This window comes from Lysinibacillus sp. S1 (assembly GCF_044986265.1).
In the GTDB taxonomy this organism is placed as follows: domain Bacteria; phylum Bacillota; class Bacilli; order Bacillales_A; family Planococcaceae; genus Lysinibacillus; species Lysinibacillus capsici.
In genome coordinates this window covers 1,723,307-1,740,730 of record NZ_CP173154.1, presented here as the reverse complement: position 1 = coordinate 1,740,730, position 17,424 = coordinate 1,723,307, and the positions used below count along the sequence as shown (strand labels likewise).

11 protein-coding genes, 2 pseudogenes and 1 other annotated feature (1 of these 14 running past the window's edge) are annotated in these 17,424 nt (G+C 39.0%); of the genes and pseudogenes, 12 read left to right on the top strand and 1 reads right to left on the bottom strand.

Translation table 11 applies throughout. The annotated features are described in order from the left end of the window. Positions 1–64 (top strand) — a binding site (T-box leader); it begins 160 nt to the left of the window's first position. A 112-nt stretch (positions 65–176) separates the two neighbouring features. Beyond that, positions 177–2,945 carry an isoleucine--tRNA ligase gene (gene ileS, locus ACHZEU_RS09005; RefSeq protein WP_404804388.1) on the top strand — a complete coding sequence of 923 codons (2,769 nt, stop codon included), beginning with the start codon at positions 177–179 and terminating at the stop codon, positions 2,943–2,945. A 99-nt stretch (positions 2,946–3,044) separates the two neighbouring features. On the opposite strand, the gene ACHZEU_RS09000 is transcribed toward ileS, so the two are convergent. Next, positions 3,045–4,250 (bottom strand): AraC family transcriptional regulator, encoded by a 1,206-nt coding sequence (locus ACHZEU_RS09000; protein WP_404804387.1) that lies wholly within the window; start codon positions 4,248–4,250, stop codon positions 3,045–3,047. A gap of 202 nt (positions 4,251–4,452) precedes the next feature. On the opposite strand from ACHZEU_RS09000, the gene ACHZEU_RS08995 reads away from it, so the two are divergent. From ACHZEU_RS08995 to carB, 11 genes and pseudogenes are all read left to right on the top strand, one after another. After that, the gene (locus ACHZEU_RS08995) at positions 4,453–4,788 is read left to right on the top strand and encodes a hypothetical protein (protein WP_404804386.1); all 336 of its coding nucleotides are present in this window, start codon (positions 4,453–4,455) and stop codon (positions 4,786–4,788) included. 24 nt (positions 4,789–4,812) lie between these two features. After that, a pseudogene (locus ACHZEU_RS08990) lies at positions 4,813–6,381 on the top strand (cation acetate symporter). 164 nt (positions 6,382–6,545) lie between these two features. Then, positions 6,546–7,025: a signal peptidase II gene (gene lspA, locus ACHZEU_RS08985; RefSeq protein ID WP_404804385.1), complete on the top strand. Its 480-nt coding sequence runs from the start codon at positions 6,546–6,548 to the stop codon at positions 7,023–7,025. Beyond that, on the top strand, positions 7,022–7,933 hold the full coding sequence (locus ACHZEU_RS08980) for an RluA family pseudouridine synthase (RefSeq protein ID WP_054549866.1): 912 nt from the start codon (positions 7,022–7,024) through the stop codon (positions 7,931–7,933). Before lspA ends, ACHZEU_RS08980 begins: the two co-directional genes overlap by 4 nt. Before the next feature lie 322 nt (positions 7,934–8,255). After that, on the top strand, positions 8,256–8,732 hold the full coding sequence (gene tnpA, locus ACHZEU_RS08975; RefSeq protein ID WP_115673398.1) for an IS200/IS605 family transposase: 477 nt from the start codon (positions 8,256–8,258) through the stop codon (positions 8,730–8,732). Positions 8,733–8,908: 176 nt separating this feature from the next. Beyond that, complete coding sequence (pyrR, locus tag ACHZEU_RS08970) at positions 8,909–9,457, top strand: bifunctional pyr operon transcriptional regulator/uracil phosphoribosyltransferase PyrR (protein ID WP_004227349.1); 549 nt, start codon at positions 8,909–8,911, stop codon at positions 9,455–9,457. Positions 9,458–9,471: 14 nt separating this feature from the next. Continuing rightward, on the top strand, positions 9,472–10,782 hold the full coding sequence (locus ACHZEU_RS08965; RefSeq protein WP_404804384.1) for a uracil-xanthine permease family protein: 1,311 nt from the start codon (positions 9,472–9,474) through the stop codon (positions 10,780–10,782). Between the two features lie 194 nt (positions 10,783–10,976). Further along, a pseudogene (locus ACHZEU_RS08960) lies at positions 10,977–11,855 on the top strand (aspartate carbamoyltransferase catalytic subunit). A 1-nt stretch (position 11,856) separates the two neighbouring features. After that, entirely contained in the window at positions 11,857–13,134 is a 1,278-nt protein-coding gene (locus ACHZEU_RS08955) for a dihydroorotase (RefSeq protein WP_404804383.1), read from the top strand. Beyond that, on the top strand, positions 13,134–14,234 hold the full coding sequence (gene carA, locus ACHZEU_RS08950) for a glutamine-hydrolyzing carbamoyl-phosphate synthase small subunit (RefSeq protein WP_016994256.1): 1,101 nt from the start codon (positions 13,134–13,136) through the stop codon (positions 14,232–14,234). Before ACHZEU_RS08955 ends, carA begins: the two co-directional genes overlap by 1 nt. Continuing rightward, the gene (carB, locus tag ACHZEU_RS08945; RefSeq protein ID WP_404804382.1) at positions 14,227–17,424 is read left to right on the top strand and encodes a carbamoyl-phosphate synthase large subunit; all 3,198 of its coding nucleotides are present in this window, start codon (positions 14,227–14,229) and stop codon (positions 17,422–17,424) included. Before carA ends, carB begins: the two co-directional genes overlap by 8 nt.

Here is a 17,424-nt window from a genome sequence, read left to right as displayed (position 1 = left end):
GGTAGTGCAAATTTTTGTACTACAATTAGGGTGGTACCGCGAGTAGAAGCTTCTCGTCCCTTAGTGGGATTGAGGGCTTTTTTTGTTTGTTTCCGAATCGTTTTAGATAATTTTGCCAATAACTGTCTTATGAGAAAAATGTCTACCTGTTTGTGTAAAATAAAGGAGGAATTTTAATGGTTGAATACAAAGATACTTTATTAATGCCAAAAACAGATTTCCCAATGCGTGGAAATTTACCGGCAAATGAGCCAAAAATGCAAGAAAAATGGAATGGCATGGATATTAACAAATTACAGATGGAGCGTACGGAAGGTCGACCAGAATTTGTTCTACATGATGGTCCTCCCTATGCAAATGGTGATATCCATATAGGCCATGCTCTAAATAAAGTATTGAAGGATATGATTACACGTCATCGCTCCATGACTGGCTACCATGTCAATTATATTCCAGGTTGGGATACACATGGTTTACCAATTGAGCAAGCATTGACTAACAAAGGTGTAAAACGTAAARAAATGTCAGTAGMAGCATTCCGCCAACTTTGTGAAGAGTATGCTTATGRGCAAAKTKAMAATCAACGTGCMCWATTCCGCMGTCTAGGCATTCGAGGTGATTGGGAAAATCCATATATTACATTAAAGCCTGAGTTTGAAGCTCGTCAAATTGAAGTATTCGGTAAAATGGCGGAAAAAGGTTATATCTATAAAGGGTTAAAGCCGGTTTATTGGTCTCCTTCTTCTGAATCTGCTTTGGCGGAAGCTGAAATTGAATATAAGGACATCAAATCTCCATCCATTTATGTAAGCTTTGCAATTAAGGATGCGAAGGGTGTTGTTCCAGCAGATGCTAAATTTATCATTTGGACAACAACACCATGGACATTACCAGCAAACTTAGGGATTTCTTTGAATCCTGAATBTATCTATGTAGTAGTTGCAGTGGCTAATAAAAAATTCATCATTGCCAAAGAGTTATTAGAGTCAGTGGCAACTACGCTTGGATGGGTAGACTATGAGGTTGTACAAGAAGTAAAAGGAGAGGCATTAGATCGTATTGTAGCACAACATCCATTCTACGATCGTGAATCGCTTATTATGGTAGGTGAACACGTAACTGCTGAAGCGGGTACAGGTTGTGTTCATACAGCCCCAGGGCATGGTGAAGACGATTATCATATTGGTAAACAGTACGGTTTAGGTATTCTTAGCCCTCTTGATAATAGTGGCTGTTATACAGATGAAGCACCTGGCTTTGAAGGCGTGTTTTATAATGATGCGAATAAACTCGTCACAGAAAAACTAAAAGAAGTAGGAGCGTTAGAAAAGCTTGATTTCTTTACGCACTCCTATCCACATGACTGGCGTACGAAAAAGCCTGTTATTTATCGTGCGACACCACAATGGTTTGCATCTGTTGAAGCATTCCGTGGGGAGTTATTAGAGGCTGTAAAAGCAACAGCATTTACACCAGCTTGGGGAGAAACTCGTCTTTATAATATGATTCGTGATCGTGGAGACTGGGTAATTTCACGTCAACGTGCGTGGGGTGTGCCGATTCCGATTTTCTATGCTGAAAATGGTGAACCTATTATTACACCTGAAACAATTAGTCATGTCTCAGCATTATTCCGTGAGAATGGATCAAATATTTGGTTCCAAAAAACAGCAAAAGAGTTATTACCAGAAGGCTTTACACATCCAGGTAGCCCGAACGGCGAATTTACAAAAGAAAATGATATTATGGATGTATGGTTTGATTCCGGTTCATCACACCAAGGTGTACTAGTAGAACGTGGTATGAAATATCCAGCTGATCTCTATTTAGAGGGCTCTGACCAACATCGTGGTTGGTTTAATTCCTCTCTTATTACATCTGTAGCTATTAACGGCTATGCACCATACAAAGGACTTTTAACACATGGTTTTGTACTTGATGGTGAAGGACGTAAAATGAGTAAATCTTTAGGGAATGTGATTATTCCGCAAAAAGTAATGGATCAGTATGGAGCAGACATACTTCGTTTATGGGTTGCTTCTGTTGACTATACAGCAGATGTCCGCATCTCTATGGATATGTTAAAGCAAGTATCTGAAGTGTATCGTAAAATTCGTAATACTTTCCGTTTCTTACACGGCAATATTGCTGATTTCGATCCTACGAAAGATCGTGTAAGTTATGCTGAGCTTCGTGAAATGGATCAATATGTGTATATGCGCTTACAGGATGTCTTAAAAACTGTGCGTGCTGCCTATGATCGCTATGATTTTGCTGCTGTCTATCATGTAGTCAATAATTTCGTTGCTGTAGAGTTATCTTCATTCTATCTTGATATTGCCAAAGACGTAGTCTATATCGAGGGTCATGACAATAAGGATCGTCGTGCGATGCAAACAGTTATTTATGATACATTGATGACATTAGTAAAAATCATGACACCAATTATCCCACATACAACAGATGAAATGTGGTCTTATCTACATGCTCAAGGTATTGTAGAAGAAGTTTCTGTTCAATTAACAGATTTCCCAGAGGTAGATGTTCAAGCGAATTTTGACAGCATACGTACAAAATGGGAAAAAATTATTGATGTACGCGATGATATTTTAAAAGCATTAGAGGAAGCACGTAATGCGAAAACAATTGGTAAATCACTTGAAGCAAAAGTCACTGTCTACGCGAAAGAAGATGTTGTCGCATTATTGAACGATGCCAACATTGACTTTGCACAACTTTCCATCGTTTCAGCTTTTGAGGTAGCTGCCATCGAAGAGGCACCTGCTGAAGCTTTAACACTTGAGCATGTTTCCATTGTTGTTGAGAAGGCTACAGGTGAGAAATGCGAGCGTTGCTGGTCAATTTCTGAAACAGTTGGTTCAAATGAAGCACAACCTACAGTATGTGCTCGCTGTGCAGAAGTTGTAGAAAAGTATTACGTTTAATCTATAAATAACAAGAATCTGCATTTAAATGTAGAGGATGTGCAAGTCTCCTTGATGGAGGCTTGCTTTTTTCATGGAAGTTTTGCAGATTCTTTTCCATTATTTAAATAAAATTTCTGTCGTATTGCGATAGTCTGTTGGAGAGATCCCTACATATTTTTTAAAAGTTAAACTATAGTAATTTGGTGTATTGAAGCCACAGGTGGAGGAGATTTTTTCTATGGTGTAGTCGTACTTGCGTAAAAAAGGTAAGGTTTTGATAATGCGTGTATAAGCAACATAGTCAACAAAATTACGACCTGTTTCTTTTTTAAATAGTCTACTAAAATGAGTTGGGCTAAAGTTAATATATTTTGCAACATCACGAATGGTCAGTTGTTCGTCGTAATGTTCTTCAATATACTGAATAGCTTTTTGCAGCTGCTCATGCTTTGTTAAATCTTCGTAATATCGGATGTGTATATTATGGATAGGTGGTTTTCTACGTGCTTTTCTAGCCTGGCTATAGGATTCCTTCACTTGCATAGCAYCCTDAAATMCACCTCCAMCCCCCATAAAAAVATGAATAGAACAATCCCTTTTTAGGGTCTCGATAACCTCTAATAAACAGGCTTCACCCTCAGTCCAATGTTTGAAAGAGTTGTAGTCAGTAGGAATTCGCATGAGAAGTAATAAATAGCGTTCAAAATGTAAAAAGGATAATGAGGCCTTCTCAGCMAMGTGCTGACGAAAAACAGWTGTAATACTACTACTTGCATCGTGTGAGACAGCTCTCTTATTAGCCCCATCAATATAGCCTTGAATTAAAAATACAATATTAGGAATACAGCTTGTCGATAAAAATGAAGCAGATTGTATTATTTCTTGTTCATTGTCAATTTCTCCACGGATCAGGCGTTTTAAAAATGCCTCCCTAAATGGAGAGGTATGTTGTTGGGATACTTGTTGTGATAGCTCAAGCATTGTAAGTGTACTTGCCTTTTTTTCCTGATAGGACGTATACAGCTTTTTTACGATTCGTAAAAATTTTGATTTTTGTAATGGTTTTATGAGAAGTGCAGGTAAAGCTAATTCAATTGCTATACCAGTCGAGTAGGTAAGGTGTTCTGTAACAAACGGGACAATAATACTATTAGGATAATTTCTTTTTAATCGATTAATCTTTACCCAATCAAATAACCGATTGACTTCATAGACAATAATGACCTCATCTTCTGGCTTTGGCACTTTACATTCCTCTAAAGCGTTTGGTAAAACCTCTTTTAACCATTCACTCATTTGCTGCTTGTCAAATGAGCTTTCCATATACCATACCACCTTTAAAATGCTACCAGCCCCCTACGAATAAAAAGATAAAAATATTTTAACTTAAAATAGCAATTTTTTGTACTAATACAGCAATATTTTATATCTATATTGAAGTTGAAATAGAATAGAATAATTGTAGWAAAKAATAATTTKAAATTTCAGACAATTATTCACTTACCATAAAAGGGGGAGTTGGCTTATGGCGGAAGTAGGCAGTCATGATTATGACTATGTAGAAGCAGGAACAATTGATGTGAAAGATCTACCACCTTTAGATGCAACAACAAACAAAATTATGAAAGATGAATTTACAACAGGTTTTGGTTTATCGATATTTTACTTTATTTTGATTTTTAGTATCCCTGTTATGAATTGGTTTGCGCCAGCATTTGCGTTTAAGAAGATCTGGGGTGGTATGACAGTCACATGGTTTGTGACAACGATTGTAATGATGGCTATGGCATTTATTATTGCATATGTTCACACAGCCATGTACGAGAAACGTCTAAAGCAATATGATATAGCAAATAAGTAGTTGGAACAAAGGGGGAAATGTTGAATGATGGAAGCTCTATTAGAACCAAAGATGTTAATGACCATTGCTTTAATGGGAACAATTGTATACATTACGTATTTAACAAAAAGAAATGCAACAGCTTCGGATYWCKKYGKRGGKGRSSKMWKCTKYGGAYRGTTTACAAATGGGTCTGCCATTGGTGGGGATTACTTAAGTGCAGCAACATTCCTGGGTATCGCAGGGTTAACATTTCAACTTGGATATGATGGTGCTTATTATGCTTTTTGCTTCTCCATTGGGTTAACATTATTAGCGATTTTTGTGGCAGGTCCTTTAAGACGTTTTGGTGCATTTACCGTTGCAGATTTTTTAGGCTATCGTTTTCATAGTAGACGAGCACGGCTTGTAGCTGTGGCAGTGGTGTTAGCTATTTCAGGCTTTTATGCAGCTCCCCAMTTATTAGGTGCTGCACAGATTTTAAGTATGTTTTTCGGAACTTCTTATGAATTCGGCATTATATTTACTTGTGTTGTTATGATTTTTTATGTAGGTATTGGTGGTATGAAAGGAACAACCATCAACCAAGCATTAGAGTTGTGGATTCGTCTTGGTGCGTTTATTGTGATGTTAATTGCAGCAGTTTATGGCGGTTTACATTATGATAAAATTTTAGCAGCCATTCATTCATTTAGCGGTCCAATTACAGGCACTTCACCGTATGCCTTAGATGGCAATGATATCAATTTTGATGGTGCTGCTTGGACAGGCACGGGCTTTTATTTCCCCACGTTCTGGCAAACAATTAGTATGACGATAGGATTAGCGCTAGGAACAATTGGTCTTCCTCATATTTTATTGCGCTTTTATACAAACCCARGTGCTWWAGCDKHYCRWAAATCTGCACTCATGGCCATTGGAATTGCAAGCGCGTTCTTCTTGTTAGCTGTTTATTTAGGTGTTGTAGGTCGATCTATTTTCATTTCTGGGACAGCTAGTGAGGAAGTCATGCGTGATTTAGTGCTGGGTGGGAATAATATGGTCATTCCTACTACAGCCCTTGCACTAGGTGGCAAATGGCTACTTGGATTAGTTATAGCAGGAGCATTTGCAGCTATTTTCTCCAATCTTTCAGGATTGTTTATTACAAGCTCAGGTGCACTAGCTCATGATTTATATGCCAATATCATGAAAAAGGMTATTACACAAAAACAACGHGTTATTGCTGGGAAAGTGGCTATTGWATTATTAGGTATTTTATATGGAGCATTGGGTTTACTTGTAAAGGATGCATCCATTGGCCATTTAGTGGCGCTCGCTTTTACTGTCGCTGCAAGTACATTTACCCCAATATTCATTTTAGGTATTTGGTGGAGAGGCATGACAGAAAAAGGAGCCATTGCAGGATTATTAATAGGACTTGGCGTGTCTATGTGGATGATCTTTTTACCAGGAACGTTACCAAGCTTCTTGCAGTTTAAAATTCCAGGTATTGTGACAGTACCTGTGGGCTTCTTATCTGTTATCATCGTGTCATTAATAGATCGCAAAGTTCCTGCTGATGTTAATGACTTCATGAAGCGAGTACATTCAAAAGAATCTGAAACTGTCTAACCAATAAGTTATGGCTATTTCTATTGCTTAAACGTAATAGGGGTAGCCTTTTTATATTTCTTGAAGAGATTTAGAATCAGCCATATTTAGATATGATATTAGTTATTGTGAATGGTACTGTTATGGTAGAATAGGTAAGATGTTGAGTGAACGGAGGAATGTCTGTGTATAAATATTATGGATTAGCTGCTTTTGTCGTTTTACTGGATCAATGGACAAAATGGCTGATTGTGAAAAATATGGAATATGCTGAACGCATTGCTGWATGGGACCCATGGTTTGGTATTTTGTCTCATCGAAATAGAGGGGCAGCATGGGGGATGCTAGAGGGGCAAATGTGGTTGTTTAGTATTGTCACAGTTGCTGTTATCTGTGCGATTGTCTATTTTTATCATAAAGAAGCAAAGGGAAAGCCTGTTTTTCAAGTCGGCTTAATGYTCTTGCTTGGTGGTGCAGTAGGAAACTTTATAGACCGTCTATTTAGAGGAGAAGTGGTCGATTTTGTAGATGTTTTAATTCCAATTATTAATTATGATTTTCCTATTTTTAATGTGGCAGATGCTGCATTAACAATAGCGGTTGTCGTGCTGATGATTGGCTTAATTATGGAAGAAAAAAAAGAGAAGAAACAGGTGAAACAATGACGCAAGTAACATATACAATCGAAGAACAGCAGCAAGGAGAGCGCATTGATAAAGCACTTTCTAGCTTACAATCTGAGTGGTCACGCACGCAAATTGGGAACTGGATTAGTGAGGGAGTCATTAAAGTAAACGGTGATGCTGTAAAGGCAAAATATAAGGTTAAAGCTGGTGACATCATCGCTATTGATGTACCAGAAGTGGAAGAATTGGATGTTGTCGCAGAAAATTTAGATTTAGATATTGTTTATGAGGATGCAGATGTTCTTGTTGTAAATAAACCAAAGGGTATGGTGGTACATCCAGCACCGGGCCATATGGGAGGTACACTGGTAAATGGCTTAATGTATCATTGTAAAGACTTATCAGGGATTAATGGTGTACTACGACCAGGGATTGTCCATCGTATCGACAAAGATACATCGGGCTTATTGATGGTTGCTAAAAACGATACGGCTCATGAATCATTAGTCAATCAATTAGTGAATAAAACAGTTACTCGTAAATATATTGCTCTTGTCCACGGGCATATTGCACATGATAAGGGGACAATTGATGCACCAATTGGACGTGACCAAAAAGATCGCCAAAAACAGGCAGTTGTCGATAATGGTAAACATGCTGTCACACATTTCCAAGTTGTTGAACGTTTTGGTGACTATACGCTTGTGGAATGTCGTTTAGAAACGGGACGTACACACCAAATTCGTGTGCATATGAATTATATTGGCTTCCCACTTGTTGGAGATCCAAAATATGGTCCGAAAAAGACAATCGACTTTGGGGGACAAGTTTTACATGCAGCGACTTTAGGATTCGATCATCCTTCATCTGGAGAATACTTGGAGTTTGAAACACCACTTCCAGCTGATTATGAACAATTATTAAATGATTTACGAAATAGGCATTGACGTATACGAAAAGAAAGTCTATACTAACGACAGTGAATGAACAACATAACTAAATATTCACCTTTAATGGCAGTCCAGAGAGGCTGAGAAGGGACATGTGATWGTGTTGTKGAAATTTGTGCTGCAAATTTTTCCAACATRMTTTTTCAACACGTATACAACCCTCTCAGGCTATTCGCCTCGAGAGGTTTTTTTGTATATTTTGAAAACCCCTTGCTATGCGAGGGGTTCCAAAGAGCTTCTAGCTATGGACAAGAAAAAAACCCCAGCCGTACAATGAAATCAGGTCTGGTCAACCGACTTCGTACGAAAGGGGCTCCAAATGGATAATAAAAGTTTAGCACACACGACATGGAATTGTAAGTATCACATCGTCTTTGCGCCAAAATATAGAAGGCAGATTATTTATGGACAAATCAAAGCAGATATAGGTAGAATTCTTCGCCAGTTATGTGAAAGAAAAGGAGTAGAAATCATTGAAGCCACAGCCTGTCCTGATCACATTCATATGTTGGTGAGTATTCCACCAAAAATAAGTGTTTCATCGTTTGTGGGTTATTTGAAAGGGAAGAGTAGTTTAATGATATTCGATCGGCATGCGAACCTGAAATACAAATATGGAAATAGGAAGTTTTGGTGTCGCGGATATTATGTAGATACAGTAGGACGAAACAGAAAAATCATACAGGAATATATAAAAAATCAATTGCAAGAGGATATTCTTGAGGATCAAATGACCATGAAAGAATTCATTGATCCATTTACAGGAGAAGAAATACAAGCAAAAAAGCGAAAATAATAAAACCACTTTAGTGGTAGCGTGAAAACGGAGTGCGGTTGGCGGACCTTTCAGTGTGTCTTTAGACATGGGCCAGTACCCCAGCGTTTCACGCGTAGAGCAAACCACCAGTTAGACTGGTGGTTCTGATTATGGACACATGGCCGATAATAGATTGAAGAGAGGAGGATACGAATATGGCACAAAATGAATTATTAGATGGCCCATCAATGACACGAGCATTAACACGTATTGCCCATGAAATAATTGAACGTAATAAAGGAATCGATGAATGTATTTTAGTTGGCATTAAAACACGAGGTGCCTTTCTAGCCAGACGTTTGGCGCAGCGAATTGAAAAAATTGAAGGTAAACCGATTCGTACAGGGGAACTTGATATTACACTTTACCGAGATGATTTAACAACGAAACATGAAAACGAACAAGCACATGTAGAACAAGTTGATATCGAGTATCAAGTGAAAAATCAAAAAATCATCTTAGTAGATGATGTACTTTATACAGGTCGGACAGTACGTGCAGCTCTAGATGCTGTAATGGATTTAGGAAGACCTGCACAAATTCAACTAGCTGTTCTAGTAGATAGAGGACATCGAGAGCTACCAATTAGAGCAGACTATGTGGGAAAAAACGTTCCAACTTCTGGCTCTGAGCGCATTGTTGTCAATTTACAAGAAGTAGACGGAGAAGATTGCGTCATTATTTACAAAGAAGACGAACAATAAAGTGAGGAAACAGTATGTCAAATGCAGTTTTAGATATTAAGGATAAACCGACYYCGCTCCAGCTAGTGACATTAAGTTTCMAGCATATGTTTGCGATGTTTGGTTCAAYGATTTTAGTACCGMAGTTAGTAGGTCTTAGTCCAGCGATTGCCCTTTTAACAAGCGGAATTGCTACATTATTCTTCCTATTARTTACGAAATTCCAGGTACCAGCTTATTTAGGCTCATCCTTCGCCTTTATTGCACCAATCCTACTTGCTGCAGGTGGTTTAAATGAAGACGGTTCGAGTGTAAACCCAGGCAATGCCATGATCGGTGCTATGGCTGTCGGCATTACGTACGGAATTGTATCCTTAAWYWTTTGKAAAAGTGGTTATAAGTGGATTATGAAAATCTTGCCACCGATTGTGGTAGGTCCAGTAATTATGGTAATTGGGCTTGGACTTTCTGGTACAGCTGTGAATATGGCAATGAACGTTAATGGAGAGTATAGCTTTTTACACTTCTCAGCTGCTTTAGTTACGGTCTTTACAGCTATCATCTTTACGATTTTCTTTAAAGGAATTTTAAGCACTATGCCAATTTTGATGGGCCTAATTGTAGGTTACATTTACTCCATGATAATTGACATAGTAGACTATACACCGATTGCCAAAGCAAAATTCTTCGCTATGCCTGATTTCTTAATACCGGGTGTGCATTATGAGTTTGAAATAACAACAAAAATTCTACTTATCATGGTACCAATCGTTATTGTAACAATTTCAGAACATATTGRTCATMAACTGGTATTAGGAAAAGTAGTAGATCGGGATTATATTAAAGAGCCAGGACTACACCGTTCGCTACTAGGTGACGGACTTGGCACATTTGTGAGTGCTTTAATCGGAGGCCCTCCGAAAACAACGTATGGTGAGAATATTGGTGTACTAGCCATTACTCGAGTATACAGTATCTACGTTATTGCAGGTGCAGCAGTGGTTGCTATCTTACTATCATTCTTCGGGAAAGCAATGGCCGTAATTGCAACGATTCCAACCGCAGTACTTGGTGGGGTTTCCATCTTACTCTTCGGAATTATCGCAGCAAGTGGCTTACGTATGCTAGTAGATAATCATATTGATTTCGGTAACAGTCGTAACCTAGTAATTGCTTCAGTGATTTTAGTCATTGGTATTGGCGGTGCCAAGTTTGTTATCTCAGAATCATTGAGTGTTGAAGGAATGGCCCTAGCAGCGATTATTGGTGTGCTATTGAATGCGATTCTACCAGGTAAAAAAGAAGCTGATATACCCGTACAATACAATCAAAATAAAGATTCATAGTAGTACCTTTTAATGAATTGTCCAGAGAGGCAAAAAAAGGGAAGTTGTGGACAGGCTGAAGTAGGATGTATGTCTTGCTGTAGTTTGTCACGCCTCCTCATGCCTCGTTGATGACATCAACGGGGCTTTTACTTTATATACAGAGAACGTCAGACAAAGACGTTCACGATTCACAACCTAATGGAGGTCACATGATGAAGAACTTATTATCGATGGAACATTTAACAACAGAAGAGATTAACCAAATCCTAGATCTTGCGCAAGCATTTGAAAATGGTGAAACATCATCGTTATCTCGCACACACAAAGTGGCTAACCTATTCTTTGAACCAAGTACTCGTACAAAAACAAGCTTTGAAATGGCAGAATACAAAATTGGCTGTCATGTTATCCCTTTTGATGCAGGGTTTTCGAGTGTTACAAAAGGGGAAACGATGTACGATACTGTCAAAACATTGGAAATGATTGGTTTAGATGCTGTCATCATTCGAGCGTCAGAAGATGAGTATTACAATGAGCTGCTGAATGGTATCAACGTAGCGATTATTAATGCAGGAGATGGTGCTGGGCAACACCCTTCACAATCCTTATTGGATCTTTATACCATCAAAAAAGAGTTTGGCTATTTCGAAGGGTTGAATGTCACAATTGCAGGAGATATCTCTCATAGTCGAGTAGCGAAATCAAATGCAACAGCATTACAAAATTTAGGGGCAAATGTTCATTTCCTTTGCCCAGAAGAATGGTCTGGCGGTYTTGAAGCGCACCATTCATGGSWTRATCTRAYMRAAWWMASWGMWRWCMWWATGTTACTACGTGTRCAACATGAACGTCATAARGTAAATAAAAGCTTCTCAAAGGAAGGTTACCATCAAGAGTTTGGTTTAACAATTGAACGAGAAAAGCAAATGAAAGAATCGGCCATTATTATGCATCCAGCACCCGTCAATCGTGATGTCGAAATTGCTTCTGAGTTAGTCGAGTGTGATCGCTCTCGAATTTTTGAACAGGTGCGGAACGGTGTTTACACACGGATGGCTATTATGGAAACCATTTTAAAGGGGAGAGAATAACATGACAAAGGTACTTCAAAATGTACAAATGCTAGATGAACAAGGTGAATTGAAGACAGTCAATATTGCAATGGCAGACGGAAAAATTACGGCTATTGGTCAAGATGTGACTGTAGCAGGTGCAGAACTGATTGAAGGACAAGGTTTAATCGTAGCACCAGGCTTTATCGATGTTCATACACATTTACGAGAGCCAGGATTTGAGCATAAGGAAACCATTGCAACAGGTTCAGCATCAGCAGCAAAAGGCGGCTTTACGACAATTTGCGCAATGCCTAATACTAAGCCAGTACCTGATTCGGTTGAAAACATGCAACTTATCAATGGGCTCATTAAGGACAGTGCGGTTATTCGAGTACTCCCATACGGTTCCCTAACAAAGGATATATCGGGTGAGGTTCGAACAAATATTGAAGAATTAAAAGCACATGGAGCAGTGGCATTCTCAGATGATGGTGTTGGTATCCAGCTAGCCTCAACGATGTATGAGCAAATGAAAGATGCGGCCCAGCACGATATGGTCGTTGTAGCACATTGTGAGGACAACTCATTAATCTATGATGGTGTGATGCATGAAGGAAAGCGTAATAAAGAGCTAGGCCTCCCAGGAATACCTTCCATTTGTGAATCCGTACAAATTGCACGAGATGTACTACTTGCAGAAGCAGCAGGCGCTCGTTACCATGTTTGTCACGTATCGACGAAGGAATCAGTGCGTGCGGTAAGAGATGCAAAGGCTGCAGGAATCCGTGTCACAGCAGAAGTTTGTCCACATCATTTATTACTAGAAGAGATGGATATTCCATCTGATGATGCTAATTGGAAAATGAATCCACCATTACGCGCAGCGGATGATAAAGATTCTCTACTTGCAGCACTACTTGATGGCACAATCGACTGCATTGCAACAGATCATGCGCCACACACAGTAGAAGAAAAATGCTGCGGTATGGTTGGCGCACCATTTGGTATTGTAGGTTTCGAAACAGCTTTCCCACTACTTTATACACAGTTTGTAGAAACAGGAAAGTGGACGTTAAAACAATTAGTTGATTGGATGACAGTGAAAGCAGCTGAGATTTTTGATCTGCCATATGGCACATTAGAAGTGGGTGCTTCAGCGGATATGATTTTAATTGATATTAAAAAAGAACAAACGATTGATGCAGAAGGCTTTGTATCAAAAGGTCGTAATACACCATTCAACGGCTGGGTGGCAAAGGGTTGGCCAGTACTAACTATTTTTGAAGGCAATATCGTATATCAGGAGGCAGAGTAATGAAAAAACGTTTACTAGTTTTAGAAGATGGCACAGTATTTACAGGTACAGCATTTGGTAGCGAGCGCGCTTCACAAGGTGAGGTTGTATTCACAACAGGGATGACGGGTTATCAGGAAACGATTTCAGATCCCTCATTCTATGGACAAATTGTCACTTTAACTTATCCTTTAGTTGGTAATTACGGCATTAACCGTGATGACTTTGAATCGATTACGCCAGCCATTCGTGGATTTGTTGTGCGTGAATTAGCTAAAAATCCTTCAAATTTCCGCTGTGATTTAACTTTAGATGATTATTTGACATCAAAGGATATCCCAGGAATTGAAGGAATTGATACACGAAAATTAACACGTATTATTCGTAGTAAAGGTTCCGTAAAAGCGATTTTGACAGCTGCTGATGAAGAAGTAAATGTGGATGAAATAGTAGCACAATTACAAGCAACGCCAGCCATTACGCACCATGTTCGTGAAGTATCACCAAAAGCGGCCTATCCATCTCCAGGGCGTGGTAAACGAGTTGTCCTAATTGATTATGGAATGAAGCATGGGATTTTACGAGAATTAAACAAACGTGATTGTGATGTGCTAGTAGTACCTTATAATACGTCAGCTGAGGAAATTTTAGCTTGGCATCCAGATGGCATCATGCTGTCAAATGGACCAGGAAATCCTGAAGATGTTCAAGAAGGCATTGAAACAGTACGTAACTTAATTGGAAAAGTGCCAATGTTCGGTATTTGTTTAGGCCATCAAATCTTTTCTTTAGCAAGTGGTGCAAAAGCCTTTAAATTACCGTTTGGACACCGTGGTGGTAACCATCCAGTAAAAGATTTACGTACAGGTCGTACAGATTTAACATCTCAGAACCATGGCTATGCCATCGATATCGAATCATTAAAAGATACAGATTTAGAATTAACACATATCGCGTTAAATGATGGAACATGTGAAGGTGTGCGTCATAAAAAATATCCAATTTTCACAGTGCAATATCACCCAGAAGCATCACCAGGTCCAGAAGATTCAAACCACTTATTTGATGAATTCATCGAAATGATGGAAGTAGAAGCAGGGAAGGGGAAACAACATGCCTAAACGTACAGATATTGAAACTATTTTAGTAATCGGCTCAGGCCCAATTGTTATCGGACAAGCAGCAGAATTTGACTATGCAGGAACACAAGCATGTCTTTCATTAAAAGAAGAGGGCTACCGCGTTATTTTAATCAATTCAAACCCTGCTACAATCATGACAGATACAGAAATTGCAGACAAAGTCTATATTGAGCCAATTTCTCTTGATTTTGTATCGCGTATATTACGTAAAGAACGTCCAGACGCGATTTTACCAACACTTGGTGGTCAAACGGGCCTAAATATGGCGATCGAATTAGACAAATCAGGTATTCTAGATGAGCTTGGGATTGAAATTCTTGGTACTAAATTAGATGCCATCCATAAAGCAGAGGACCGTGATTTATTCCGTAATTTAATGTATGAGCTAGGAGCTCCAGTTCCTGAATCTGATATTATTCATAACTTAGATGAAGCGAAAAGATTTGTTGCGAAAATTGGCTATCCTGTCATTGTTCGACCTGCCTTTACACTTGGCGGTACAGGGGGCGGTATTTGCTACAACGATCAAGACTTAGAAGAAATTGTGACATCGGGTTTAAAATATTCACCTGTAACGCAATGTCTATTAGAGAAATCAATCGCAGGCTATAAAGAAATTGAATACGAAGTAATGCGTGATGCAGCTGACAATGCCATCGTTGTATGTAACATGGAAAACGTTGACCCAGTAGGGATTCATACAGGTGACTCAATCGTTGTTGCACCAACGCAAACATTATCTGATCGCGAAAACCAAATGCTACGTAATMTTTCACTCGATATTATTCGCGCATTAAAAATTGAAGGTGGCTGTAACGTACAGCTTGCACTTGATCCATATAGCTTTAATTACTATGTGATTGAAKTAAATCCACGTGTCTCTCGATCATCTGCATTAGCATCAAAAGCAACAGGTTATCCAATTGCTAAGCTAGCCGCTAAAATTGCAGTAGGCTTAACGTTAGATGAAATTAAAAATCCTGTGACAGGCTCAACATATGCTTGTTTTGAGCCTGCACTGGACTATATCGTAGCAAAAATTCCTCGCTGGCCATTCGATAAATTCGAATCTGCTAAACGTAATCTTGGTACGCAAATGAAAGCTACTGGTGAAGTAATGGCGTTAGGTCGTACTTTTGAGGAAGCTATGCTAAAAGCGGTTCGTTCTCTTGAGACAGGTCAAGTACACTTAGAGTTAAAACATGCTGAAGAAAATTCAGATTCTTGGATTGAAAAACGTATTCGCAAGGCDGGGGATGAGCGTCTATTCTTCATCDRTGAAGCWTDAHGTCGAGGTGKAAYAATTGAACAAATTCATGAATGGTCGGCAATCGATCTATTCTTCTTAAATAAATTTAAAAATATTGTGAATATGGAACAAACGCTTGMTGACAATAAGAATGATAAAGACGTACTACGAACAGCTAAACGTTTAGGCTTTGCAGATAAGAAAATTGCTGAGCTTTGGGAAACAACACCAGAAGAATTGTATGCTTATCGTAAAGAGCATGGTATTATGCCAGTCTATAAAATGGTGGATACATGTGCAGCAGAATTTGAATCAGAAACACCATATTTCTATGGCACATATGAAGACGAAAATGAATCGATTAAGTCAGAAAAACCTTCTGTGGTGGTACTCTGTTCTTCACCACTCCGCATTGGCCAAGGCGTAGACTCTGACTACGCTATGSYACACTCAGTATGGGCGATTCAAGAAGCAGGTTATGAAGCGATCATCATTAACTCAAATCCAGAAACAGTGTCAACAGATTTCTCAATTTCTGATAAATTATATTTTGAACCATTAACAATTGAGGATGTTATGCATATTATCGACTTAGAACAACCAATTGGTGTTGTTGTTCAATTCGGTGGTCAAACGGCTATTAACCTTGCTGATAAATTAGCTGCTAATGGTGTGAAAATCTTAGGTACGTCKCTTGAGGATATTGACCGTGCAGAAAACCGCGATAAATTTGAGCAGGCGCTACGTGAATTAGATATTCCACAACCTCAAGGAGAAACAGCGGTTTCTACAGAGGAAGCTCTTGCCATTGGTGAGCGTCTAGGCTTCCCAGTGCTTGTCCGCCCTTCTTATGTACTTGGTGGACGTGCAATGGAAATTGTTTATAACCAAGMAGAATTACAGCACTATATGGAAAACGCGGTAGAGGCATCTCCAGATCATCCAGTATTAGTAGACCGTTACTTAACAGGACAGGAAATTGAAGTAGATGCTATCTGTGACGGTGAGAATGTGTTAATACCAGGAATTATGGAGCATATCGAGCGTGCAGGAGTTCACTCTGGTGACTCAATCTCTGTTTACCCACCGCAAAAATTAACACAGGCACAAAAAGATACATTAGTTGACTATACAACTCGTCTTGCGAAGGGGCTAGGCATCATCGGCTTAATGAACATCCAATATGTCATTTCTCAAAACGAAGTATTTGTTATCGAGGTGAACCCACGTTCATCACGTACAGTACCGTTCCTAAGTAAGATTACAAATATCCCAATGGCTAATATTGCAACAAAAGCAATCCTTGGCAAATCCATTGTAGAGCAAGGCTATCCAACAGGCCTAGCAGCTGAGCAAAGAGGCGTATTTGTAAAAGTACCAGTGTTCTCATTCGCTAAATTACGACGTGTAGACATTACATTAGGACCTGAAATGAAATCTACTGGTGAAGTAATGGGTAAAGATGCAACATTAGAAAAAGCTCTTTATAAAGGCTTAGTTGCAGCAGGTATGGAAATACGAACAGAAGGTACAGTATTATTCACTGTGTCTGATAAAGATAAGGAAGAAGCGATTGCATTAGCAAAACGCTTCTCAACAGTAGGCTATCGCATTGTAGCAACTGAAGGTACAGCAAAAGCATTTGAAGCAGCAGGCGTACGAACTGATGTAGTAGGCAAGATTGGGGCGAAAGGACAAACATTGATTGATCTTATCCAAAATGGGGAAGCTCAGCTTGTTGTCAACACTTTAACAAAAGGCAAGCAACCAGCTCGTGACGGCTTCCGAATTCGTCGTGAGTCTGTAGAAAATGGTGTTCCTTGTCTAACATCTTTAGATACAGCAGAAGCAATGGTACGTGTTATCGAATCTATGACATTTACAGCAGAACAAATGCCAAAAGCGGAGGTAGTACACTAA

Coding starts and splice junctions, on each gene's coding strand:
- ACHZEU_RS08995 (WP_404804386.1), top strand. CDS start 4,453: ATGGCGGAAGTAGGCAGTCATGATTATGACTATGTAGAAGCAGGAACA.
- pyrR (WP_004227349.1), top strand. CDS start 8,909: ATGGCACAAAATGAATTATTAGATGGCCCATCAATGACACGAGCATTA.
- ACHZEU_RS08955 (WP_404804383.1), top strand. CDS start 11,857: ATGACAAAGGTACTTCAAAATGTACAAATGCTAGATGAACAAGGTGAA.
- tnpA (WP_115673398.1), top strand. CDS start 8,256: ATGGATAATAAAAGTTTAGCACACACGACATGGAATTGTAAGTATCAC.
- carA (WP_016994256.1), top strand. CDS start 13,134: ATGAAAAAACGTTTACTAGTTTTAGAAGATGGCACAGTATTTACAGGT.
- ACHZEU_RS08980 (WP_054549866.1), top strand. CDS start 7,022: ATGACGCAAGTAACATATACAATCGAAGAACAGCAGCAAGGAGAGCGC.